This is a genomic window from Bradyrhizobium arachidis (assembly GCF_024758505.1).
GTDB classification, from domain to species: domain Bacteria; phylum Pseudomonadota; class Alphaproteobacteria; order Rhizobiales; family Xanthobacteraceae; genus Bradyrhizobium; species Bradyrhizobium manausense_C.
The window spans coordinates 8,908,220-8,932,863 of sequence record NZ_CP077970.1; the positions used below are offsets into that span (position 1 = coordinate 8,908,220).

A 24,644-nucleotide genomic window follows, 5' to 3' on the forward strand; every position below is an offset into this window, starting at 1 on the left:
GACAAATTGCGCTGGATCGCGCCCCCTTGCGACCAGCCGCAGCCTCGCGGCAGACTGCGCCAAGTTCACGGGAGAAGATCATGGCATCGCATGACGGGACGAAGATATTGGCCGGCCAGGTGGCGCTGGTGACGGGTGCGGGTCGCGGGCTCGGTCGCGCCTTTGCGGAAAGGCTTGCCGCACTCGGCGCCGACGTCGCAATCCATGGCATGCGCGAAAATGGTCCGGCGGAGTATGGCGAGGGCACCACGCTCACCGCGGTTGCCGCCGAGATCGGCGCAGCGTTTGGCGTGCGCACCCGGCGCGTGCTCGGCGACCTCACCAGGGCCGACGACATCTCGCGCGTGATTGCGGAGACCGAAAGCGCGCTCGGCCCGATCGATATCCTCGTGCACAATGCCGGCGGCGATATCGCGGCCGCCGGCGGCAAGCCCGATCCGAACGATGCCGTCAACATCAAGGAAGCCGACGTCCGCGCCGTGCTGGAGCGCAACCTGCTCTCGACGATTTTGACCTGCCAGGCGGTGGCGCGCGGCATGATGGAGCGGCGGCGCGGGCGCATCGTCACGCTCGGCTCGGTCGCTGCCTTCAAGGGCCGCACCAACGGCTCGATCTATGCGGTGGCAAAGGCGGGCGTGACGCATTACACGCGCTGCCTCGCCGACCAGCTCCGCCCCTACGACATCGCGGTGAACTGCATCGCGCCGGGCGACACCCGCACCGGCCGCTTCCTCGGCACCCGCGCGGTCGATCCGGACCGCATGGTCGAGGCCGGCACGCTCGACCGCATCGCGACCGTCGACGAGGTCGCGCGCGTCGTCGAGTTCTTCGCCGGTCCCATGGGGGCATTCGTCTCGGGCCAGGTGCTGCGCATCGATGGCGGCGGACAGGCGTGGCCGGCGTGAGGCGCGCGGCGATCAGTCGCTTGGGCTGATCGCGATCGATTCCGGGGCGTGCGCCAGCGCGTGATCGACGATCATGACCGCGCAGATCGCATGGGCCAGGATCAGGAGCACCGCGAGCGTGCCGAGCAGCGCGCCGGGTTGCCATGGCTCCGCGGCGTGCGGATCCCGTGCCGGCCGCGTCACGTGCAGCCGCTCGGCCGGACCCTGGCTGGCGAGCAGGTTCGCATGCGCAGACAGGATGGAGGTGGCCTGGCGCTGGCGCGACTGATGCATGGCCTCGAGCAGCCTCTCATGAAGCCGCCGATTTCTCTCAGAAGTTGTATTCCCATCAGCAAATGGCATAGCAGGCATCCTTCCGTCGCAATGAACCAAGGATGCCCCTCGGTGGACTCAAAGACTCGACCGCCATTTTCATTTTGTCTTTTCATTCGCTTGATTTTCTCGTGAGGCCAGAGTTCCCAGTGCAATTTCTGTTTGGGGATCATCTACTTGACACCGACAGGCGCGAGCTGAGCCGGAGCCACGCTCCTGTTTCAGTGGAGCCGCAGGTGTTCGACCTCGTCGTCCACCTGATGAAAAATCGCGACCGGGTGGTGACCAAGGAGGAGCTGATCGACAAGATCTGGCACGGGCGCTCGGTCTCGGAATCGACGCTCACCAGCCGGATCAATGCCGCGCGCAAGGCGGTCGGCGACAGCGGCGCGAACCAGGCCCTGATCCGCACCATCGCGCGAAAAGGGTTCCGCTTCGTCGGCGACATCGAGCTGCGGCCCGGCCATGCGGTGGCCGGGGAACCCGCGCTTGTCCTGGAGAAGGACGCGCAGGTCTCGTTGCCGCTGCCGGACCGGCCGGCGATCGCGGTGCTGCCTTTCACCAACATGAGCGGGGACCGCGAGCAGGATTATTTTTCCGACGGCATCAGCGAGGACATCATCACCGCGCTGTCGAAGCTGCGCTGGTTCTTCGTCATCGCGCGCAACTCGTCCTTCATCTACAAGGGACGCGCGGCGCACCTCAGCGAGATCGCACGCGAGCTCGGCGTGCGCTACGTGCTTGAAGGCAGCGTGCGGCGGAGCGGCAGCCAGGTCCGCATCTCCGCCCAGCTCAACGACGTCTCCACCGGCAGCCATCTCTGGGCCGAGCGCTACGACCGCAGCCTCGCCGACGTCTTCGCCGTGCAGGACGAGATCACCGAGGCGATCGTCGCGGCGATCGAGCCGCAGCTCTACGCCGCGGAGAGTTTTCGCGCGCAACAGAAGCCGCCGGGCAGCCTGGATGCCTGGGATCTCGTGATGCGCGCGCTGTCGCATTTCTGGCGCATCACCCGCGAGGACAACTTTGCAGCGCAAGCGCTGCTGGAGAAGGCGATCGCGATCGATCCGCATTACGGCAAGGCGCTCGGCCTGCTCGCGACCAGCCACATTTTTGGCGCGCATATGGGCTGGGCCGGCATGGGCGCGGCGGTGCCCGTTGCCGAGCGCGCGGCGCTCGCGGCCGTCGAAGCCGACGGCGAGGATGCCTGGGCCCATCACGGGCTCGGCTACACCCATCTGTTCCAGCGCCGCTTCGACGATGCGATTGCAGAGTTCGAGTTGGGGCTGCGCCTCAATCCGAACTTTGCGATGGCGCAGGCCTTCTATGGCGTGGCGCTGTGCTATTCCGGCCGCTGGCAGGACGGCGATGCGGCCGCGCGCCGTGCGCTGCGGCTTAGCCCGCGCGATCCGTTCTCGGCGATCTATTACGGCATTGCCGCCTATGCCCAGTTCATCGGCCGCAACTATGACGAGGCTATTCAGCTCGCGCGCGAGTCGCTGCGCCAGCGCGGCGACTTCGTCGGCGCCCACCGCGTGCTGACGGCGTCCGCCGGTATGTCCGGACAGCGCGCGCTCGCCGCGTCAGCACTCGAAGGATTGCACCGCGCCCAGCCCAACGTCACGCTCGCCTGGATCACCAACGAGCTGCCAATGAAGCATGCGGCGGATCGGGAGCATTATCTCGATGGACTGCGGCGCGCGGGGCTGGAGTAGGAAGCGAGAGACTTACACCGCCACTGACGATGCCACCCTCCCCTGGAGGGGGAGGGTCGATCGCGCGCAGCGCGAGCGGGGTGGGGTGATCTCTCAACCCGGGCAGTGCTCGGCGTGGAGAGACTGTCACCCCACCCCGCTACGCATTTCGCTTCGCTCATGCGTAGCGCCCCTCCCCCTCAAGGGGAGGGTAAGAGCCACCTACTCCGGCACCATTTCGCCGCTGCCGCCGAACTCGGCGGGAAAATCTTTCAGCTTTGGCAAGCCGTCGCGCATCGGCAACACCGTCTCCGCATAGTTGACGTGAACGGCGGGCGCGAAGGCGAGCGACGGAATCGTGGCGGTGAAGACGTCGATGAGATCGAGCGGCGGATGAACGGTCATGAGATGACCGCCGCATTTCCGGCAGAACTTTCGCTGGCTGAGCGGCGTCTTCGAAAACGTCTCGACATGATCGCCGCCGGCGGTGACGCGCACCGCCTCCGGCTTCCAAAGGCTGAACGCGTTCACCGGGCCGCCGGACCACGAACGGCACGAGCTGCAGTGGCAATAGCCCATCGCTTCCGGCGATCCCGTGACCTCGATCGCGACACCGCCGCAAAAACATTTGCCGGTATGTTTCATTTTCTTCTCCTTCATCCGGATTGATTTCAAATCGATCGGCGCCAGGGAATAAGCATCGCGACGCGTTGTTTGTATTGCCGGTACTCGTCGCCGAAGAGGTCGATGAGATCCCGCTCCTCCAGGGCAATGCCGAGCAGGATGTAGATCGTGGTCACGGCTGCGAACAGCAGATGGCCCACGGTCATGGTCGGCGCCGCCCAGAACGCGATGATGAAGCCGAGATAGAGGGGATGGCGGACGAATTTGTAGAACAGCGGCGTGCGGAAGCGCGGTGGCGAGGCCTCCTTGTCGATGAGATGATTGGTCACCTGATGCAGGCCGAACAATTCAAAGTGATTGATCATGAAGGTGCTGGTGAACGCCAGCACCCAGCCGGCGAACGACAGCGTGACGACGGTCACGGCGAGATCGGGATCCTCGACGTTCCACACGATGGCGGGCATCGGCCGCCACTGCCAGAACAACAGCAGCAGCGACAGGCTCGCGAACAGCACATAGGTGCTGCGCTCGACGGGTTTTGGGACGTATTGCGTCCACCAGGCCTTGAAACGCTGCCGCGCCATCACGCTGTGTTGAACTGCAAACAGGGCCATGAGGAGCAGATTGATGACAACAGCCTCGACCGCCGACGTATCCGCACCGGTATCGATGCTCTTCGGCACCACCAGGCCCATCACGAAGCCGATGGCGTAGAGGACGGTCACGAGAAAAATGAGATAGGCCGCAATTCCGTACAGAAATGCGAAGAACTTGAATATTCTGGAGCCCGCAACTTCGGGGCCGATGGAATGAACTTGGGTCATAGACAGCTCCGTTGCGCCGAGAAATCGGCACTCGTTAGGTCGCTGCACCCTGCCGCATCGGACGTACCAATGCTTTTGCGGACGATTGATTTTCGCCTGAGACGACAGTGATTTTTGCTTGAGACGACGGGAAAATGCGATTTCGCTTTGAAAATCATACGCTCGACAGCGACCTTCGCGAGTTGAGCTGCGACGGCGCGGCGGTTCCATTGCAGCCGCAGGTGTTCGATCTCCTGGTCTATCTCGTCGAGCAGCGCGAGCGGGTCGTCAGCAAGGATGACCTGATTGCCCACGTTTGGGCCGACCGCATCGTCTCGGACTCCGCGCTGAACAGCCGGATCAATGCAGCGCGGAAGGCGCTCGGGGACGATGGTGAGGCGCAGCGGCTGATCAGGACCGTCCCGCGGAAGGGGTTCCGCTTCGTCGGCGAAGTCGTCGGCCAGGCCGCGACGACACCGACCGAGATTGCACCGGCCGCACCACGCGCGGCGCCGGATCGGCCCGCGATTGCCGTGCTCGCTTTCGAGAACATGAGCGATGATCCCGAGCAGGAATATTTTTGCGACGGGATCAGCGAGGACATCCTCACCGCGCTGTCCAAGGTGCGCTGGTTCCTGGTGATCGCGCGCAACTCGTCCTTCACCTACAAGGGACGCGCCATCCATATAAGGCAGATCGCCGACGAGCTCGGCGTCGGCTACGTCGTCGAAGGCAGCGTGCGCAAGGCCGGCGACCGCGTCCGCATCACGGCTCAGCTCAACGACGCCGCCACCGGCAGCCACATCTGGGCCGAACATTACGACCGCGAGCTCGGCGACGTCTTCGCGGTCCAGGACGAGATCACCAACGCCATCGTCGCGGCAATCGAACCGCAGATCTACGCGGCGGAAAACTTTCGCGCCCGGCGCAAGCAACCGGCGAGCCTGGATGCGTGGGACCTGTTGATGCGCGCGCTATCGCATTACTGGCGCATCACACGGCAGGATCATCAGGTGGCGCAGGTGCTGCTCGAACGGGCGATCGCGATCGATCCCAATTACGGCCAGGCGCTATCGCTGATGGCGGCGAGCCACATGTTTGGCGTGCATCTCGGCTGGTCGGAGCGCGCCACGGCGGTGCCGATCGCGGAACGCGCGGCGCTCGCGGCGGTCAGAAGCGACCACGAAGACCCTTGGGCGCACACCGCGCTCGGCAGCGTCTATTTCTCGACCCGGCGACTGGACGACGCGTTGTCCGAGTTCGAGCAGGCGCTCGCGCTCAATCCGAACTTTTCGCTGGCGCAAGGTTACTACGCGCTGGCGCTGTCCTATGCCGGCCGAAGTGGCGAGTCCTACGAGGCGGCGCAGCGGGCGATCCGGCTCAGCCCGCGTGATCCCTCGCTTGCGATCTACTACGGCATTGCCGGCTATGCCCGCTTCACCGAGCGCAACTATGTCGAGGCCATCGCGCTCGCGCGCGAGGCCATCCGTCACCGCGGCGATCTCACTGGCGCCTATCGCGTGCTGGCGGTGTCGGCCGGGATGAGCGGCAACAGGCCACTTGCCGAGACGGCGCTTTCCGAACTGCGCCGCACCCAGCCCAACATCTCGCTCGCCTGGATCGCGACCCAACTACCGTGGAACAGAGATGCCGACCGCGAGCACTATCTGGAAGGATTTCGGCGCGCGGGGCTTGGGTAATTTTTCTTACCCTCCCCTGGACGGTAAGCTCAAACACTTCCCGCGAACTCGTCGAGCAGCATGCTGAAGGCCTCCGCCTTCTCCCATTGCGCGGCGTGGCCGGCGCCGTCGATCACTTGCACCGCGCCGCGCCACAGCGTCGGGGCCGGAAGGCGCTGGAGATAGCCGAGGTCGACGATCTGCTCCTCGGCGCCCTGCACGATCGCGAGCGGAATTTTCAGGTTGCGCACGATCTCGACCTCGTTGGCCAGGCGGCCTGCCTGCGCATTCGCCCCGAGGTAGCCGCGCGCATTGCCATCGGTCCGGCGAAAGTCCGCCTCGACAAAAGGCGGAATCGGCGCATAGCCGGGCGCGAAGGCCGACAGCACCCATTCCCTGATCTGCTCCTCGCTCGGCTGCGGCGTGAAGACGGTTGCCGACAGGCCCTTGAAGCCGGCAAAGCCTTCCGGCCCGGCGCCGATCGGCGGCGTGCCAAAGATCATCAGGCCGGCGGCCCCGGGCAGTGACGCAGCCGCATTCAACACCGCGTGGCCGCCAAGGCTCCAGCCGACGACAATCGCATCCTTCAGGCCGAGCTCGCGGGCGACGTTCGCGATGAGCGCCGCATAGCCGCGGCCGGAATAGTCCTGCTCCGGATTGGGCGGCGGCGACGAGGCACCATGGCCGGGGAGATCGATCGCGATCACCCGATATTTGTTGCCGAGCGGGCCCTGCAACTGCTTCTGCCAGATGTGCGAGGACGACGAATTGCCGTGGATCAGCAGGATTGAACGGCCGGCGCCCGGGCTTTCGAAACCTGCAATCGTCTGCGCGCCGAGTTCGAGGCGCACCGGGCGCAAGGCGGGGCCGGGAAAAGGCTGTTCAGTCATGATTCCACCGATCTGATTTCAAAACTGTTTTTGGCGATCGGAACCAGTCTGGCACGCCGGACGACGCAGCGCCATCACCGTTGCGTGTCCCGTTACGGGCCGCTTGTAGATATTACGGTCATCATATAACGTGGCGCCAGCCAAGACGATCCCGGGAGAGATGCCGATGCAAAATTCCGAATGGCGCAAGACCGCCTGCAATCTCTGCTACATCAATTGCGGCATCGAGGTCCGGGTCGACGACGGCCGCATCACAAAGGTGCGCGGCGACCGCGAGCATCCGAGATCGCAGGGTTATCTCTGCAACAAGGCCTCGCGCATCCCGTTCTACGCCCATCACCGTGACCGGCTGACCGCGCCGCTGCGCCGTCGCGCCGACGGCGGTTTTGACGAGATCGACTGGGACACCGCGATTACGGAGATCGCCGCCAGGCTGCGCGACCTGGTCGAGCGCCACGGCGGCAAGAGTATCGCGCTCTATGGCGGCGGCGGCCAGGGCAACCATGCCGGCGGCGCCTACGCCAACGCGCTGCTGCGCGCGCTCGGCTCGCGCCACGTCTTCAATGCGCTGGCGCAGGAGAAGACCGGCGACTTCTGGGTCAATGGCCACATGTTCGGCAGCCAGACCTGCCACACCGCCGAGGACGTCCATCACTGCGACCTCCTGTTCGTGATCGGTGCCAATCCCTGGGTCGCGCACGGTTTTCCCAACGCGCGCGATCACCTCAACCAGATCCGGAAGGATCCGGCGCGCAAGATGATCGTGATCGATCCGCGCCGTTCGGAGACGGCCGAGATGGCCGATCTGCATCTCGCTGTGCGGCCCGGCGCCGACGCCTTTCTGCTCGGCGCGATTTTGGCGACGCTGGTCCGACGCGAGGCGATCGACCACGACTTCATCGCAGCCCATACCGTCGGCTATGACGAGGTACGCGACGCGCTGCTGAAGATTCCCGTCGCGCAATGGGCCGATGCCGCGGACGTTCCGCTCGACCAGATCGAGCGCTGCGCGCACATGATCGTCGCGGCCAAAGCCATGACCGTGCGGGTCGAGCTCGGCATCCAGCAGGGCGTGCATTCGACGCTCAACTCCTACCTGGAAAAGCTTTTGATCATGCTGACCGGCAGCTTTGGCCGGAAGGGCACCAACCAGCTCCATAGCTGGCTGCAACCTCTCTGGGGCAATTCGCCGAACCAACGCTTTGCCGCCACGGACACCGAAGTGATCGGAGGCTTGCTGCCGCCAAATCTGTTCTGCGACGCCGTGCTGGCCGACCATCCCGATCGCCTGCGCGCGGCATGGATCGATTCATCCAATCCGGCGAATACGGCTGCCAACACGGCCGCGGTCGAGCTTGCGCTGCGCGCGCTCGATCTCGTGGTCGTGGTCGACGTCGCCATGACCGAGACCGCGCAGCTTGCGCATTACGTGCTGCCGGCCTCCTCACAATATGAGAAGACCGAGTTCACGCTGTTCAATTTCGAATTCCCGGCGAATGTCTTCCACGTCCGGGCCGGCGTGGTGGCGCCGCTCGAAGGCACCCTGCCCGAACCCGAGATCTACACGCGGCTGGCGCGCGCGCTCGGCCTGTTGCCCGGCGACAATGCGCTGGCGCCATTGCGCGAGGCCGCGTTCGACTCCCGGGCCGCCTTTGCCGGCGAATTCCGCGCCTTCATGGGCGCCAACCCGCAGCTCGCGAGCCTCGGCGCGCTCGTGCTCTATCATACGCTGGGCGCGACACTGCCCGATGGCACGGCAGCGGCAGCCCCGCTGTGGATGGCGTCGCTCGCCTGCGCAAAGCGCTCGCCGCAGGCGGTGCGGCGCGCGCTGAAAGTTGGGCCGGAGGTGCCGGACGTGGCACTTGGCGACGCGCTGTTCGATGCCATCGTCGGCGCGCGCCACGGCACTGTGATCACCGAGCATGACTATAACGAGGTGTGGACGCTGCTCGCCCATCCCGACCGCAAGGTACGGCTCGCGATCGCGCCGATGCTGGAATGGCTTGAAAAGCTCGATCCGGCAAGCGCGCGCCCCGGGCACGACTATCCCTTCGTGCTCGCGGCCGGTCAGCGCCGCATGTTCAACGCCAACCAGATCTTTCGCGATCCGGCCTGGCGGCGCGACGATCCGGACGGCGCGCTTCTCATCAACGCGAACGACCTCGCAACGCTCGGCGCCAGCGACGGCGACTGGATCGCGGTCCGCTCGCCTGTCGGCCGCATCGTCGCCCGCGCCAAGCGGGACGATTCCATGCGCGACGGCCAGCTCGCGCTTCCCCACGGCTATGGCCAGACCTACCCGACTGCCAATGGCGAGCGCCTGAACAACGGACCGCGCATCAACGCGCTCACCGAAAGCGGCAACCGCGATCCGATCGCCGGCACGCCTTATCACAAGCACGTCGCGGTGCAGCTCGAACTGCTGGCAGCATCGGAAGCGGCGACCTACGAGGAGCAGTCGCGGCGGATTCACGCCGCGTCAGGCTAACCCCGCGGCAGGCGATCAAGCCTTGCCGCTCTGGGCCGCCTTCACCCGCTCCGGCGTGAACGGAACGGTCCGCAGCCGCAGGCCGGTTGCATCAAAGACGGCGTTGGCGAGCGCGGCGCCGACCGCCGCGCAGGCAGCTTCGCCCGCACCGAGCGGCGGTTCGCTCGGACGATCGACCAGTTGAATCTCGATCTGGGGGACATCCGAGAATCTCAGAATCGGATAACCGGCCCAGTCGACGCTCGTCACGCGCGCGCGGTCGAACTTCACCTCCTCCATCAGCACGCGGCTGATGGTTTGCAGGATGCTGCCCTCGACCTGGGAGCGCACGCCATCGGGATTGATGACCTGTCCGCAATCATGGACGCAGAACACACGCTCGACCTGGATTTTGCCGCTCGCCTGCTCGACCGCGACTTCCATGCCCATCGCAACCAGCGTCTCGCTATGCTTGTAGTGGATATAGGACACGCCACGGCCGCGGGTGATCGCCGCGGCGGTGTCCGCGCCCGGCGACGGCCGGGTCTCCCATTTCATCATCGCTGCCAGCCGCTTGATCAGCTCGACGCCGCGCGGGTTCTTCAGACCGCGCAGACGAAACGCGATCGGATCGAGCCGGGCCGCGGCGGCCAGCTCGTCCATAAAACTCTCGACGGCAAAACAATTGGCAGGCTTGCCGGGCGAGCGCAGCGGCGCAGGCCGAAGCGGCGTCTCCTTCAGCCAATGCACGACGACCTGCATCTGGCCGGCCTCATAGGGCGGGTCGCCGTTCTGCGAGATCAACCCGGTGTTGAGGCCGACGACATTGTCGAGCCCGGCCGCCTGCGGTCCCAAAAGCGGGATATTGAGCAGGCCCTTGGTGGTCTGCGGAATCCACATTTCGGTGCGCCAGTCCAGGATCCGGCCTTCGGTGTCCACGCTACCCGCGAGATCGAGCAATTGCGGCGGCCCCTTGGGGTCCCAGCCGAGCTCATCGGCGCGCGACCATTGCACGCGCACGGGCCGCCCCACCGCCCGCGACAGGATCGCAGCATCGGCGGCCGCGTCCTCGTGGCCGTTCATGCCGTAGCAGCCGGAGCCTTCCAGATAGATCAGCCGCACCTTGTCCAGCGGCAGGCCGAGGAAGCGGGCATACGTGACACGGTTGTCGTGCATGCCCTGCGATGCCGTCCAGATCGTCGCCTCATCAGCGTGTACGTCGGCGACCGCGCAGGAGGGCCCGAGCGAGGCGTGGCTCTGCATCGGCCAGAAATAGCTGGCGGCCAGCGTCTTCGTGTCCGGCGACTGCGCCGATGCTGGCGCGCCCTTGGCGACGAGGGTCTCCGCCGTGGCGCCCGGAGCTTCGCGCAGCGATTGCGTGAGCCGGTTCTGGTCCGGCAAGCTCGACGCCTCGCTCCATTGCGCGCGCAAGCTGCGCGCGGCGCGGACCGAGGTCCACTCGTCATCGGCCACAACGGCCAGAAAATCCTTGATCCTGACCACCTTCACCCCGGCGAGATCCTTGATCGAGTCCTCGTCGACTGAGACAAGCGTGGCGCCGATTGCGGGTGGCCGGATCACGCGCGCATGCAGCATCTCCGGCAGGGTGAGGTCATGAACGTAGGTCGCCGTTCCCAGGCATTTGGCGGCGACGTCGGGGCGCGGCAGCGGCTTGCCGACGATCGTGTAACTCCTGAAATCCTTGAGCGGGGCGTTGGGGTCGAGCTTGAGATCGAACTTGCGCCCCTCGAGCAGAGCCGCAAAACCAATCCCTGCGCCGCCAGCCCTCGGCCGAACCTCGCCGTCTGCGGCGATCAGTTCGTCCGGCTTCAGGTTCAGGCGTTGCGCGGCGAGGTCGACCAGCGCCTTGCGCGCGGTCGCTGCGGCTTGCCGGATCTGCATGCCGCCGCGCTGGATGCCGCTCGAGCCCGCCGTCCGCCCCTGGTTTGGCGTCAGCGCCGTGTCGCCCTCGATATATTTGATCCTGTCGACGCCGATGCCGAGCTCCTCGGCCGCGATCTGGGGGATGGCGATGCGAAGTCCCTGACCGAGATCGACCTTGCCGCAATACAGCGTCACGGTGCCGTCTGCGTTCACGGCGAGATAGGCGTCGACCTGCGTGGCGTCGGTGCGGCGCGACAAGCTGCCAGCAGCCTGCGCGAAGGCTGCACTTGGTGTCAACGTCAGTGCAAATCCGACGGTCAGCGCGCCGCCCTTGAGGATCGCACGGCGGGAAAGTTGAACCCGATCCAATGATGCACTCATCTCAGCCTCGCTGTCCCGACGCCGCCATGACCGCGCTCACGACCCTGGTATGCGAGCCGCAGCGGCAGAGATTGAGCTCCAGCGCCGAGCGTATCTCGCTTTCACTTGGTTTCCGGTTTTTCTCCAGCAGGGCAGCCGCACTCATGATCATCCCGCTGGTGCAATAGCCACATTGCGGCACCTGGTGCGCGATGAAGGCCGCCTGAAGCGGATGCGGTTTTGCAGCGGTTCCCAGTCCCTCGAGCGTCGTGATGGACTTGTCTTGCGCATCGGCGACCGTCATCTGGCAGGACTGCACGGCCGTGCCGTCGGCCAGAACCGTGCACGCGCCGCATTGGCCGAGACCGCAGCCGAACTTGGTCGCCGTCAGGCCGAGGCCGCGCAGCACATAGAGCAGCGGCTTGTCGGCATCGGACTCCACGGACAGCACGCCTTCGTTGATACGTAGCCGGTATCGGGGCATGTCTTCACTCCCTGTGCGACGCCCACGATGTTAGCTGAAGTCGGAATGCGAATTGAAGGGCCATCGCGGCACAAGGGGGGCGATCGGGATCACGGATTGTCGACCGCGGCCAGGCATGGCGCGGCGGAACTCGCCCCGACGTCAGGCCGTCAGGCTACGGCTTCTTCCGCCGGATGTGCACGATGACGTCGAGCCTGGAGATCTCGTGGCCCGGCAGCGCCTGAGGCATCTGCCTGAAGATCAGATCCTGCGAGATGTCGACCAGCACGTCCTCGCCTTCGAGATAGAAATGGGGATGAACGCTGGTGTCGGTATCGAAGAACGACTTTGAGCCGTCGGCAGAAATCCGGCGCAACAGGCCGGCCTCGGTGAACTGGTTGAGCGTGTTGTAGACGGTTGCGAGCGACAGCCGCATGTTCGCCGCGGCCGCTTCCTCGAACAACGTCTCCGCCGACACGTGACGATGGCGGTTCAGGAACAGGAGCTGCCCCAGCGCCAGGCGCTGGCGGGTCGGCCGCAGGCCGGCGTCGCGCAGCAGGCGTTCGCAATGAGCTGCGGCATCTTCGACGCGCAGCGGCTCGCTGGGCTCGGGCGCGACCTCGCCGACGTCATCGATGAAGGTCGTGGTGGACAGGATATCCATCGAGGGCCGTCTCTCGGTTTGATCGTACCGGAGCACGCGCCTTCGATTGCCCCTGTTGCCATCGGATCGCAAAAACGGCGCTTTCGCTTTGATCCGGATCAAATTTGGCGGCGTCGCCGCCGCGCCTGAACACAGCTACGCGCCCGAGCTGGATCTCTGCAGTGCCCGGACAAAAAGTGCGCGCGCCGGCGGCATAACGCGGTCCGCCGCAGCGTATACAAGAATAGCGCCGTCTATCTGGCCGGAGGATTGGTGTTGCTCCAGGTCGGAACCGCGTTGGTCACGCCGACCGACGGCCAATTGTATGTTCCGACCGAGGGCGCTGTGACCGTCCCGACCGTCTGTCCGGAACTCCCGTAAGTCCTGGGCTGCGCCGCCGACACTCCGGCGCTCCCGATGGTCGGGGACGGCACGCTCGTGCTGTAATGCCGGCTGGACCTGTACTTCTTCGCTTCAGCTGCGAAGGGCGCTACCGCCAGCCCGAGGGCGACAAATGCAGCAATGGCGAGTCTTGTGCTTGTCATGACTGATCCTTTCGCTGACGCGGCTCCATTGCACTGGCCATGCATTGATCGAACGGCTTTATAACGCCCGACATGCGCAAATGTGCCGCGCTCGCGCGGGCCGCGGCGCTGTCTTCGGATGGCCCCGAATCAGCGCTAGTCATTCACCTCATCGACTTCGCGCATTGAGGCGACATGACCGGACCTGAACTGAAGCAACTGCGCGCCGACCTCTCCGACGCGATCGGCAAGAAGCTGACGGCCGCCGACATGGCGAAGCTGTGCGGATTGCCGGCCACCGGCGGCGCGGACACGATCCGGCGCTGGGAGGTGAAGGGCACGACCGCAGCGGCGACCAAGGTGCTCCGCGTGCTCGCGATGGCGAGCGAGCGCTATCCGATCATGGACAGTTTCAACGTGTTCGACCGTCATACCGTCCACGAGAAGGACCGGCCCGCACGCCGCGCCGAGTTTCGCGAGCAGATGCGCGAGGAAGTGCGACGACGACTTGGTTAACGGGGGCTTGCACGCCAGCGGCCAGCACCTGCGATTTTTAACCCTTCCTTCAGCCTTTCTTTACCCGCTGTTAGGCACAAAAATCATTTACCGGCCAATAAGTTAGGTCGCCATTCATTGTGCCACGCGAGTGACAGCATTTTAGTCGAAAGCCCGCTATCTGCGTAACCAACGACGGCGCCAGTGGCGCGCCTGCCGGGTTTTGAGTGTTGGAGTAAAGACGATGAAGAAGATTCTGTTCGCGACCGTTGCGCTGCTCGCCTTGAGCGCGGCCGCCCCCGCCCTCGGTGCCGACCTCGGCAACCGTTCCTATTACAAGCAGCAGCCTGCGCCCGCTTATGCCGCGCCGCTCTACAACTGGACCGGCTTCTATCTCGGTGCGCATCTCGGCGGCGCCTTCTCGAGCGACAGCAATTTCAGCGGCCTGACCACCGGCAACAACGGCAATGGCCGTTTCCTCGGTGGCTTGCAGGTCGGCGCCGACTGGCAGTTCAACCCGAACTGGGTGGTCGGCGTCGAAGGCCAGTATTCCTGGCTCTCCGGCAGCGTCGGCGCGGTGTTCCCCGGCGGCTACGTCTACACCAACAACCAGCGCGGCCTCGGCTCGATCACCGGCCGCGTCGGCTACACCTGGGGTCCCGGCCTGCTCTATGTGAAGGGCGGCTACGCCTATTCGGACAACAACGAGAATGTGACGCTCGGCGGCGTCGGCGTGCCCTTCGCCATCAACGGCAACCACCGCGACGGCTACACTGTTGGCGCCGGCATCGAATACATGTTCGCCCCGAACTGGTCGGCCAAGGCGGAGTACCAGTACTACAATTTCGGCAAGGCCAACTTCATCGCGCCGCTCGCCATGGTGCCGGCCGGCAGCTTCACCACCGACGACCACACCGTGAAGGCGGGCGTCAACTACCGCTTCAACTGGGGCGGCCCGGTCGTCGCCCGTTATTGAGCGCTAACCACGATCCATCGCGCGACGAAGGGCCGGCAGCTTTGCCGGCCCTTCTTTTTTCGCCGTATGGAAAGCGCAAGCGATTGCACCACTTGCGATTTTTTAACTGGCTGCCCCGATACTGCCGCCCGCAATCAAAAGTAGGGCGTTGGGGGAAATTCAGATGGCTATCCGCTTGAGCATAGGCAAATTCAGGCTTCCTCGCATCTCGCTGCCGAAGTGGGGCGTCAGAGGCAGCCTGTTCGCGGCTTTCGCGGTCATCGCCGCCATGGGGCTCGTGATCTCGGCCGGCGCCAGCCTCGTGCTGCAAAATCTCGGCGGCCGCATGGTCGATCTGAGCGGACGCGACATTCCGCGGCTCGCCGCGAGCCTGCAATTGTCGGCGCTGAGTGCAAGCCTCGCCGCGCAGGGCCCGGCCCTGCTCGCAGCCCCCACCGAGGAAGCGCTGAACGAGCGCACCAAGAAGCTCCAGGAATTGCAGCAGCAGACCCAGCAGAAGCTCGGCGAGATCATCGAGCTCGGCGCCGACAAGACCGTCGTCTCCGGCCTCAGCGAGACCATGAAGGCGATCAACGAGGCGGCACAGAGCCTCGCCAAGGCCGCGCGCGAGCGGCTGGAGATCGCGGCCCTGCACGACAAGCAATACGATGCGCTGCGCAAGGCGCAGAACGATTTCGTCGGCGCCGCCAGCCCCGCGATGCTGAACGCACAGACCCAGGTCAACGCCATTCTCGCGTCGGCCGATGTCTCCAGCAGCGACGCCAGCGACGCGGCGCAGACCGTCGGCCAGCTCGGCAATGTCGTCGCCAGCGGCAACCTCGCGGCCGCCGAGATGAGCGCGGCGCTGTCTGCGAACACCACCGACAAGCTCGACGACATCCAGAAGGGCTTCAAGACCGCGCAGGGTCGCCTGCGCTCCAACCTCGACCTGCTGCCCGAAACGCAGGGCATGAAGATGCTGCGCGATTCAGCCGACAAGCTACTCGCGCTCGGCACCGGCAAGACCGGCGTGTTCAGCCTGCGCGAAAAGGAGCTCGACGCGATCGACTACGGCCAGACCATTCTGGACGAGGCGCGCAAGCTCAATGTCGGCCTCGGTATCAGCGTGCAGCAGCTCGTCGACGGCGTGCAGAAGGAAACCAATGCCTCGACCTTCGAGGCGCGGCAGGAGATTTCGCTCGCCACCACCGTGATGGTGGGCCTCGGCGCGTTGACGCTGGTCGGCTCGGTGCTGTTCGTCTGGCTCTATGTCGGACGCAACATCCTGCGCCGCATCAGCGGCCTGCAGCGCTCGATGCAGGTGCTGTCCGCCGGCGATCTCGACACCGAGATCTTCCGCTCCAAGCAGCATGACGAGATCGGCGCGATGGCGGATACGCTGCAAGTATTCCGCGAGAGCATGATCGAGGCGCGCGCGCTGTCGGGCGAGCAGGACAAGGACCGCGTCGCCAAGGCCGAACGCGCCTCGCGCATGGAAGCCCAGATCTCCTCGTTCGAAGGCACGGTGCGCGGCGCGCTCGACAGCCTGTCGCAATCGGCCAACTCGATGCAGTCGACCGCGCAGAGCATGTCCACGACCGCCGACCAGTCCAACGCGCTGGTGAACGCGGTTGCCTCGGCCGCCGAGGAGACCTCGGTCAACGTGCAGACCGTGTCGGCCGGTACCGAGCAATTGTCGTCCTCGATCGCCGAGATCAGCCGTCAGGTCGTCACCTCGGCCGAGATCGCCAAGAAGGCGGTCAATGAGGCCGGTGCGACGGACGCCACCGTGCAGGGTCTTGCCGACAGTGCGAGCCGCATCAGCGTCGTAGTCGATCTCATCCAGACCATCGCCTCGCAGACCAATCTGCTCGCGCTCAACGCCACCATCGAAGCGGCGCGCGCCGGCGAAGCCGGCCGCGGCTTCGCGGTGGTCGCCTCCGAGGTGAAGAGCCTCGCGAGCCAGACCGCCAAGGCGACGGAAGAGATCCGCACCCAGATCGCCAGCATGCAGCAGGTCACGACCTCGGCGGTCGGCGCCATCCGTGGCATCGGCCAGACCATCGGCGAGATCAACAACGTGACGACGGCGATTGCGGCTGCGGTCGAGCAGCAGGGCGCGGCCACCCGCGAGATCGCCCGCAACATCCAGCATGCCGCTGGCGGCACCAGCGAGGTCTCCAGCAACATCGTCGGCGTCTCCACCGCGTCAGCGGAAGCGGGCGCTGCGGCCACCGAAGTGCTGACCGCCTCCGACGCGCTCCGCCGCGAGGCCGACGTGCTGCGCTCGGAGATCGACGCGTTCCTCAACAACATCCGGGCGGCCTGACCACCGTCATTCCGGGGCGGTGCGCCAGCACCGAACCCGGAATCCCGCCCAACAATCTCGGGATTCCCCGATCGCAACTGCGCATCTGAGGTTCGCGCTTATCGCGCGCCGCGGAATGACGGCTATGCGGGGGATCGTACGGCCCGTTTTTCGGCTGGCGTCCCGTCCCCTCTGCGGGTACCGATAGAAGATGAATTCGAAAACCGACACCGTGCAGTCCTCGGCCGAGGCGCTGCGTTATCCCTGGGAACAGCACCCCGACCCCGAAGAGGTCGTCGAGGTACGGCCCGGCGTGCTGTGGGTGCGGCTCAAGCTGCCGTTCCGCCTCAACCACGTGAACATCTACCTGCTCGCCGACGGCGACGGCTATGCGATGATCGACTCCGGCTTCGGCAATGAGGAGACGATCGAGGCCTGGACAAAGCTGTTCGACGGGCCGCTGAAGGGCGTCCATATCTCGCGCCTGATCGTGACGCATTCCCACCCCGATCATGTCGGCCTCGCCGGCTGGGTCGTCGAGCGGTTCAACTGCCCGCTGCAGATGTCGCAGGTCGAGTATCTGCAATCGGTCTATCACCAGAACCGCGGCACCGAAGAGCGCCGCAACGCGCAGCGGCTGTTCTTCCGCCGTCACGGCATGGACGAGTCGCTCACCGAAAAGCTGCTCGGCCGCGGCCAGGATTATCTGAAGCGCGTGTCGGTGCTGCCGCCGTCCTATCACCGCATCTCGCATGGCGACGACGTCGTGATCGGCCCGCGCCGCTTCAAGGTGATCACCGGCGGCGGGCATGCGCTCGACCAGGTGATGCTGTATTGCGCCGACGACAAGCTGTTCCTGTCCGCCGACCAGGTGCTGAGCAAGATCTCGCCGAACGTCAGCGTCTGGGCGGTCGAGCCCGAGCAGAACTCGCTCGGCGAATATCTGGCCTCGCTCGCGAGCCTGACCACGACGCTGCCCTATGACGTGCTGGTGCTGCCCGGCCATGGCGTGCCGTTCTACGGCTTGAAGACCCGCATCAAGCAGCTCGCCGATCACCACGAGGACCGCTGCCGGCTGATTGCCGAGGCCTGCCGCGAGGTGCCGCAGACCTCGAAGGATCTGGTGCCGGTCGTATTCCACAAGCACGTGCTGGACGAGCACCAGATGGGCTTTGCCGCCGGCGAGCTGGTCGCCCATGTCAATTACATGCTGGTCGAGGGACGGCTGACGGCTGCGACCAAGGACGGCGTGCTGCAGTTCAGGACGACGTGAAGGCCGACTTCGCCTCGCCCGCATCCGCCTTCGCCAAGGCTTCGGCGGACAGGAGCGGGGCGAGGGAGCCAACCTTTGGGCCCGCCTCAAAAGGTTGATCGGGATCAATCTGCGCCACACCCGGATAGGGCATTTTGCCCAAATGCAGCGCACGCCCAAATATGGGATAGCGCATAGACATTAGAGCTGGAAAAGCTCTAAGAATGATCCGCCACGCCGGTCAGGTTCCGCACTGGGTACACCGATGAATTACAACCAGTTTTTCGATACCGCTCTCGATCGTCTCCATGCCGAGCGCCGCTATCGCGTGTTCGCCGACCTGGAGCGCACGGCCGGCCGGTTCCCGCATGCGATCTGGCACTCGCCGAAGGGCAAGCGCGACGTCGTGATCTGGTGCTCCAACGACTATCTGGGCATGGGTCAGCACCCGAAGGTGGTCGGCGCCATGGTCGAGACCGCGACCCGCGTCGGCACCGGCGCAGGCGGCACGCGCAACATCGCCGGCACCCATCATCCGCTGGTGCAGCTCGAGGCCGAGCTCGCCGACCTCCACGGCAAGGAAGCCGCGCTGCTGTTCACCTCGGGCTACGTCTCGAACCAGACCGGCATTGCGACCATCGCAAAACTGATTCCGAACTGCCTGATCCTGTCGGACGAGCTGAACCACAATTCGATGATCGAGGGCATCCGGCAGTCGGGCGCCGAGCGCGTCGTATTCCGCCACAACGATCTCGCCGATCTCGAAGCGCAGCTGAAGGCCGCCGGTCCCAACCGTCCCAAACTGATCGCCTGCGAGAGCCTCTATTCCATGGACGGCGACGTCGCGCCGCTCGCAAAAATCTGCGACCTCGCCGACAAATACGGTGCGATGACCTATGTCGACGAAGTCCACGCGGTCGGCATGTACGGTCCGCGCGGCGGCGGCATCGCCGAGCGTGACGGCGTCATGCACCGCATCGACGTCCTCGAAGGCACGCTGGCAAAGGCGTTCGGTTGCCTCGGCGGCTATATCGCCGGCAACGGCCAGCTCATCGACGCAGTGCGCTCCTACGCGCCGGGCTTCATCTTCACGACAGCGCTGCCGCCGGCGATCTGCTCGGCCGCAACCGCCGCAATCAAGCACCTGAAGGCTTCGAGCTGGGAGCGCGAGCGCCACCAGGACCGCGCCGCCCGCGTCAAGGCGATCCTCAATGCCGCCGGCCTCCCGGTGATGTCGAACGACACCCACATCGTACCGCTGTTCGTCGGCGATCCCGAGAAGTGCAAGCAGGCCTCCGACCTCTTGCTCGAAGAGCACGGCATCTACATCCAGCCGATCAACTACCCGACGGTTGCCAAGGGCACCGAGCGGCTGCGCATCACGCCCTCGCCCTATCACGACGACGGCCTGATCGATCAGCTCGCCGAAGCCCTGCTCCAGGTCTGGGACCGCCTCGGCCTGCCGCTCAAGCAGAAGTCGCTAGCGGCGGAGTAGGTCTCTTACCCTCCCCTGGAGGGGGAGGGTCGGTTCAGATTGAGCGCAGCGAAATATGAGCCGGGGTGGGGTGATCTCTCAACTCGGACAGTATTCGACGCGGAGAGACTGTCACCCCACCCCGCTACGCATTCCGCTTCGCTGCATGCGCAGCGACCCTCCCCCTCCAGGGGAGGGTAAGTTCGCAGCTTGCTTAACGACAATGCCAGTTCCTCAACTTGCGCGGAAAATGGCTGTCGCTTGGCGCGCGCCAACGCGCTAGATTTGCTGCGGAAAATGAGACGGGCGCGGACCACGCGCTCCCTGAGGAGAGCCCGCCGCAATGCTCCATGACTGGGGCGTGATCGTAGCCGCCTTTGGCTATATCGGCTTCCTGTTCCTGGTGGCGAGCCACGGCGACCGCCGCTCGCCGGCCAGGCCCGGCCGCGCCTCCGGCCTGATCTACCCGCTGTCGCTCGCGATCTACTGCACGTCCTGGACCTTCTTCGGCTCGGTCGGCTTCGCCACCCGTACCGCGACCGACTTCCTCGCGATCTATGTCGGGCCGGTCCTGATGATCGGGCTCGGCATCGGCGTGCTGCGCCGGGTCATCCAGCTCGCAAAGGCGCAGAACATCACCTCGATCGCCGACTTCATCGGCGCGCGCTACGGCAAGAGCCAGGCGGTGGCGGCGACCGTGGCGATGATCGCGATCATCGGCTCGGTGCCCTATATCGCGCTCCAGCTCAAAGCCGTCGCCTCCTCGCTCGAAACGATCCTGAGCGAGGATCAGGCCTTCTCGCACATCCCGATCCTCGGTGACATGGCGCTGATGGTGACGTTGACGATGGCGGCCTTCGCCGTGCTGTTCGGCACCAGACATTCCGACGCTACCGAGCATCAGCACGGCCTGATGCTCGCAGTTGCGACCGAATCCATCGTCAAGCTCGTCGCCTTTCTCGCCGCCGGCGCCTTCGTCACCTTCTGGATGTTCTCGCCTCACGAGCTGATCGAGCGCGCCATGAAGACGCCGGAAGCCGTGCGCGCGATCAACTATTCGCCTTCGATCGGCAACTTCCTCACCATGACGCTGCTGTCGTTCTGCGCGATCATGCTGCTGCCGCGGCAGTTCCATGTCAGTGTGGTGGAGAACTCGTCGGACGCCGAGGTCGGCCGTGCCCGCTGGCTGTTCCCGCTCTATCTCGTCGCCATCAACCTGTTCGTGATTCCGATCGCCCTCGCCGGCCTCGTGACCTTCCCGTTCGGGGCCGTCGATCCCGACATGTACGTGCTGGCGTTGCCGATGGAGGCCGGCAACGAGCTGTTCAGCGTCGCGATCTTCGTCGGCGGCCTGTCGGCCGCGACCGCGATGGTGATCGTAGAGTGCGTCGCGCTGTCGATCATGGTCTCCAACGACCTCGTGGTGCCCCTGGTGCTGCAACGCCGGCCCGAGGGACGGGCCGGCGGCAAGGACTTTGGCGACTTCCTGCTGCGATCGCGGCGGTTTGCGATCTTCGCCATCATGGTGATGGCCTATTTCTACTATCGCGCGCTCGGCAACACCCAGCTCGCGGCCATCGGCCTGTTGTCCTTTGCCGCGATCGCCCAGCTTGCGCCGTCGTTCTTCGGCGGACTGCTGTGGCGGCGCGCGACCGCGCGCGGCGCCATCGGCGGCATGCTGGTCGGCTTCGCGGTGTGGCTGTACACGCTGTTCCTGCCGAGCTTCCTCGATGGTTCGACGGCCGGCATCCTCCTGCTCCAACACGGGCCGTTCGGCATCGAGGCATTGCGGCCGCAGGCGCTGTTCGGCGCCGATCTGCCGCCGCTGCTGCATGGCGTCGCCTGGTCGCTGTCGCTCAACATCCTTACCTATGTCGTGCTGTCGCTGGCGCGCGCGCCGACCTCGATCGAGCTGGTGCAGGCCGATTTGTTCGTGCCCAACACGCTGGCGCCGAGCACGCCCTCGTTCCGCCGCTGGCGCACCACCGTCACGGTGCACGACATCCAGAGCACGGTGGCGCAATATCTCGGCCCCGACCGCGCGCGCCATTCGTTCGAAGCTTTTGCGGCGCGCCGCAATGCACGGCTCGAATCCACGGCGCCCGCGGATTTCGAGCTGCTGCAGCACGCCGAGCACCTGATCGCCTCGTCGATCGGCGCGGCCTCATCGCGGCTCGTGATGTCGCTCTTGCTGCGCAAGCGGACGGTGTCTGCGAGGGCCGCGCTAAAACTGCTCGACGATTCCCATGCGGCGCTCCATTTCAACCGCGAGATGCTGCAAACCGCGCTCAACCACGTGCGCCAGGGCATCGCCGTATTCGACGACGATCTTCAGCTCATCTGCTCGAACCGGCAGTTCGGCGACATCCTCGGCGTGCCCATGCATCTCGTGCAGTTCGGCACGCCGCTGCGTGAGATCCTGGAGATCATGGACATCCACGGCCCGACTGACGCGGCCGAGCACGATGCGGCCGTGGAGCGGCGGCTCGCCGCCTACACGACCGAGAGCGAGCCCTATCTCGAACGCCTGCCCGACCGGCACATGGTGATCGAAGTGCTGACCAACCGCATGCGGGGCGGCGGTTTCGTCATCACCTTCACCGACGTCACGCCGTCGTTCGAAGCTGCCGAAGCGCTGGAGCGCGCCAACGCAACGCTGGAAAAGCGCGTGCGCGACCGCACCGAGGAATTGACCCGCCTGAACTCGGAGCTGGCGCACGCCAAGAGCACCGCTGAAGATGCCAACATCTCCAAGACGCGCTTCCTCGCTGCCGCGAGCCACGACATCCTCCAGCCGCTGAACGCCGCGCGGCTCTACGTCACGAGCCTCGTCGAGCGCCAGGGCGGCGGCGAGGAGACGCGGCTGGTCGAGAACATCGACGAATCCCTGCAGGCGATCGAGGAGATCCTCGGCGCGCTCCTGGACATTTCGCGGCTCGACGCCGGCGCGATGACGACGTCGACCACCAGCTTCAAGGTCGGCGACCTCATGCGCTCGCTGGAGATCGAATTCGCGCCGATCGCGCGCGCCAAGGGCTTGCGGCTGAGCTTCATGCCGTGCTCGCTGGCGGTGCGCTCTGACCGCCTGCTGCTGCGGCGGCTGTTGCAGAACCTGATCTCGAACGCGATCAAATACACGCCGCGCGGACGCGTGCTGGTCGGCTGCCGCCGCCGCGGCGAGTCGCTGAAGATCTGCGTCTACGACACCGGCGTCGGCATTCCCGTGGTGAAGCGCGCCGAGATCTTCAAGGAATTTCACCGCCTCGAGCAGGGCGCGCGGATCGCGCGCGGCCTCGGGCTCGGGCTCTCGATCGTCGAACGGCTGGCGCGCGTGCTCAACCACGGCATCGCCATCGACGCCAATGCAAGCGGCGGCTCGGTATTTTCGGTCACCGTCCCGACCGCGGCCGCCGTCACCCATACCGCGGCGGTGACGAGTGCGACGCCGCTGGCGCGCACGCCGATCGCGGGCGCGCTGATCGTCTGCATCGAGAACGACGCGGCCATCCTCGACGGCATGCGCACGCTGCTGAAGGCCTGGGACGCCGAGGTGATCGCGGTCGCCGACCCCGAATCCGCGATATCGGCCATCGAGGCCGCCGGGCGCCCCGTCACCGGCCTGCTGGTCGACTACCATCTCGACCGCGGCAACGGCATCGCGGCCATCCGCGACATCCGCCGCAAGTTCGGCGACACGATCCCGGCGATCCTGATCACCGCCGACCGCAGCCCGGCCGTCCAGGTGGCAGCGCGGGAGGAGAAGATCGCAGTCCTTAACAAGCCGTTAAAGCCGGCTTCGCTGCGCGCCCTGCTCGGGCAATGGCGTACCCAGCAGATGGTGGCGGCGGAATAGGCCAAGGCAGAGCCGTTGATGTGAACTCCAGTTCACAGCAGTGCGGCACAATGGTCACACGATCCCGGCAATCAGAGGCTGAGTGGCATCGCCCCGAAACGGGGAACTATCGAGATGGAACCCAATGTATTATTGTGTGCATAACGTGCTTCGCGCTGGGGCGCCCGTTCGGGCTGTCGGGGAAAAACTGGAATGAAGATGCATTGGTTGGGCAGCGCGGCCGTTCTTCCGGTCGTCCTCGCGAGCCCCGCGCTGGCTGCCCCTCCTGCCCCCGTGCCCTACACCTGGACCGGTTTTTACGTAGGCCTGAACGCCGGCGGCGCCTGGGGCCGGTTCGGCAACAGCACAACCGTCGACTGCAACGTCCCCGGCTTCACCCCGCCCGGCACGTTCTCCTACCTCTGCAACACTGGCTTCCCCGGCGACGGGGATCTCGTCGCTGCAGCCGGCACCGGCTCGTTCAACGCCAGCGGCTTCACGGGCGGATGGCAGGCCGGTTACAACTGGCAAGTCTCGAACGTCGTGGCCGGTCTGGAGGGCGACCTCGGCGTGTTCCGGCTGCAAGGGTCCCGGCAAGTCAGCGGCGTTCTGGACCAAAGCTGGAAAGGCACCCCGTTCACGGTCACCAATTCGGCCAGCACGGACTGGCTCTTTACCTTCCGAGGCCGGCTCGGCGTGACCGTCGTGCCGAACCTTTTGGTCTACGGCACCGGCGGTTTGGCCGTGACGCGGGTCGACACCACCACCACCTACATCGACACCAACACCTTCTTCCTACCGTTTTCCGGCGCCGCCGGGAGCTGGAACGGATCTGCCATCAAGGTCGGCTATACGGTCGGCGTTGGCGCCGAATATGCCCTAGCCAACAACTGGTCCGTGAAAGCGGAGTGGCTCTATCTCAACTTCGGCAGCATCACCGCCAGCGGCCGCATCGCGGACCTCGGCGGCTTCGGCTACAGCCAGGCCCTGAGTACCCGGACCGACCTCACCGCCAACATCGCGCGCCTCGGCGTCAATCGCAAATTCTAGGCGCCTGATAATCAGGCTATCAAGACGCCT

19 protein-coding genes are annotated in these 24,644 nt (G+C 65.5%); 11 read left to right on the top strand and 8 right to left on the bottom strand.

Going from position 1 to position 24,644, the window contains the following annotated elements; genetic code table 11:
* Nucleotides 1-80 precede the first annotated feature (80 nt).
* Nucleotides 81-905 (top strand): SDR family NAD(P)-dependent oxidoreductase, encoded by an 825-nt coding sequence (locus KUF59_RS41530; RefSeq protein ID WP_212457823.1) that lies wholly within the window; start codon nucleotides 81-83, stop codon nucleotides 903-905.
* A gap of 12 nt (nucleotides 906-917) precedes the next feature.
* Here KUF59_RS41530 and KUF59_RS41535 read toward each other — a convergent pair whose 3' ends face one another.
* Complete coding sequence (locus tag KUF59_RS41535) at nucleotides 918-1,178, bottom strand: hypothetical protein (protein ID WP_212457824.1); 261 nt, start codon at nucleotides 1,176-1,178, stop codon at nucleotides 918-920.
* 188 nt (nucleotides 1,179-1,366) lie between these two features.
* On the opposite strand from KUF59_RS41535, the gene KUF59_RS41540 reads away from it, so the two are divergent.
* A complete protein-coding gene (locus tag KUF59_RS41540) occupies nucleotides 1,367-2,932 on the top strand; it encodes a winged helix-turn-helix domain-containing protein (protein ID WP_212457825.1) in 1,566 nt (521 codons plus the stop codon).
* Between the two features lie 201 nt (nucleotides 2,933-3,133).
* On the opposite strand, the gene KUF59_RS41545 is transcribed toward KUF59_RS41540, so the two are convergent.
* The gene (locus KUF59_RS41545) at nucleotides 3,134-3,556 is read right to left on the bottom strand and encodes a GFA family protein (protein WP_212457826.1); all 423 of its coding nucleotides are present in this window, start codon (nucleotides 3,554-3,556) and stop codon (nucleotides 3,134-3,136) included.
* A gap of 26 nt (nucleotides 3,557-3,582) precedes the next feature.
* Nucleotides 3,583-4,359 carry a methanethiol S-methyltransferase gene (gene mddA / locus KUF59_RS41550; RefSeq protein WP_212457827.1) on the bottom strand — a complete coding sequence of 259 codons (777 nt, stop codon included), beginning with the start codon at nucleotides 4,357-4,359 and terminating at the stop codon, nucleotides 3,583-3,585.
* Between the two features lie 134 nt (nucleotides 4,360-4,493).
* Here mddA and KUF59_RS41555 point away from each other — a divergent pair, with 134 nt between their 5' ends.
* A complete protein-coding gene (locus KUF59_RS41555; RefSeq protein WP_212457828.1) occupies nucleotides 4,494-6,038 on the top strand; it encodes a winged helix-turn-helix domain-containing protein in 1,545 nt (514 codons plus the stop codon).
* A gap of 29 nt (nucleotides 6,039-6,067) precedes the next feature.
* Here the strand turns inward: KUF59_RS41555 and KUF59_RS41560 are convergent, their stop codons facing one another.
* Complete coding sequence (locus KUF59_RS41560) at nucleotides 6,068-6,907, bottom strand: alpha/beta fold hydrolase (protein WP_212457829.1); 840 nt, start codon at nucleotides 6,905-6,907, stop codon at nucleotides 6,068-6,070.
* 166 nt (nucleotides 6,908-7,073) lie between these two features.
* Here KUF59_RS41560 and KUF59_RS41565 point away from each other — a divergent pair, with 166 nt between their 5' ends.
* Entirely contained in the window at nucleotides 7,074-9,395 is a 2,322-nt protein-coding gene (locus KUF59_RS41565; RefSeq protein WP_212457830.1) for a molybdopterin-dependent oxidoreductase, read from the top strand.
* Nucleotides 9,396-9,410: 15 nt separating this feature from the next.
* Here KUF59_RS41565 and KUF59_RS41570 read toward each other — a convergent pair whose 3' ends face one another.
* From KUF59_RS41570 to KUF59_RS41585, 4 genes are all read right to left on the bottom strand, one after another.
* Nucleotides 9,411-11,639 (bottom strand): xanthine dehydrogenase family protein molybdopterin-binding subunit, encoded by a 2,229-nt coding sequence (locus tag KUF59_RS41570; protein WP_212457831.1) that lies wholly within the window; start codon nucleotides 11,637-11,639, stop codon nucleotides 9,411-9,413.
* A gap of 1 nt (nucleotide 11,640) precedes the next feature.
* Nucleotides 11,641-12,102: a (2Fe-2S)-binding protein gene (locus tag KUF59_RS41575; RefSeq protein WP_212457832.1), complete on the bottom strand. Its 462-nt coding sequence runs from the start codon at nucleotides 12,100-12,102 to the stop codon at nucleotides 11,641-11,643.
* A 154-nt stretch (nucleotides 12,103-12,256) separates the two neighbouring features.
* A complete protein-coding gene (gene irr, locus KUF59_RS41580) occupies nucleotides 12,257-12,745 on the bottom strand; it encodes a Fur family transcriptional regulator Irr (protein ID WP_212457833.1) in 489 nt (162 codons plus the stop codon).
* A 233-nt stretch (nucleotides 12,746-12,978) separates the two neighbouring features.
* Nucleotides 12,979-13,269, bottom strand: a complete 291-nt coding sequence (locus tag KUF59_RS41585) for a hypothetical protein (RefSeq protein WP_249140260.1) — start codon at nucleotides 13,267-13,269, stop codon at nucleotides 12,979-12,981.
* A 174-nt stretch (nucleotides 13,270-13,443) separates the two neighbouring features.
* On the opposite strand from KUF59_RS41585, the gene KUF59_RS41590 reads away from it, so the two are divergent.
* The 7 genes from KUF59_RS41590 to KUF59_RS41620 all read left to right on the top strand — a co-directional run bounded on the left by KUF59_RS41590 (nucleotide 13,444) and on the right by KUF59_RS41620 (nucleotide 24,614).
* Nucleotides 13,444-13,764: a hypothetical protein gene (locus KUF59_RS41590; RefSeq protein WP_212457834.1), complete on the top strand. Its 321-nt coding sequence runs from the start codon at nucleotides 13,444-13,446 to the stop codon at nucleotides 13,762-13,764.
* 223 nt (nucleotides 13,765-13,987) lie between these two features.
* Nucleotides 13,988-14,719 (top strand): outer membrane protein, encoded by a 732-nt coding sequence (locus tag KUF59_RS41595; RefSeq protein WP_212457835.1) that lies wholly within the window; start codon nucleotides 13,988-13,990, stop codon nucleotides 14,717-14,719.
* 163 nt (nucleotides 14,720-14,882) lie between these two features.
* The gene (locus KUF59_RS41600; RefSeq protein WP_212457836.1) at nucleotides 14,883-17,027 is read left to right on the top strand and encodes a methyl-accepting chemotaxis protein; all 2,145 of its coding nucleotides are present in this window, start codon (nucleotides 14,883-14,885) and stop codon (nucleotides 17,025-17,027) included.
* Between the two features lie 190 nt (nucleotides 17,028-17,217).
* Nucleotides 17,218-18,279 (top strand): MBL fold metallo-hydrolase, encoded by a 1,062-nt coding sequence (locus KUF59_RS41605; RefSeq protein ID WP_212457837.1) that lies wholly within the window; start codon nucleotides 17,218-17,220, stop codon nucleotides 18,277-18,279.
* Between the two features lie 244 nt (nucleotides 18,280-18,523).
* Nucleotides 18,524-19,753, top strand: a complete 1,230-nt coding sequence (gene hemA / locus KUF59_RS41610; RefSeq protein WP_212457838.1) for a 5-aminolevulinate synthase — start codon at nucleotides 18,524-18,526, stop codon at nucleotides 19,751-19,753.
* Nucleotides 19,754-20,075: 322 nt separating this feature from the next.
* Complete coding sequence (locus KUF59_RS41615) at nucleotides 20,076-23,585, top strand: PAS domain-containing hybrid sensor histidine kinase/response regulator (RefSeq protein ID WP_212457839.1); 3,510 nt, start codon at nucleotides 20,076-20,078, stop codon at nucleotides 23,583-23,585.
* Nucleotides 23,586-23,777: 192 nt separating this feature from the next.
* Nucleotides 23,778-24,614 (top strand): outer membrane protein, encoded by an 837-nt coding sequence (locus tag KUF59_RS41620; protein WP_212457840.1) that lies wholly within the window; start codon nucleotides 23,778-23,780, stop codon nucleotides 24,612-24,614.
* Nucleotides 24,615-24,644 lie beyond the last annotated feature (30 nt).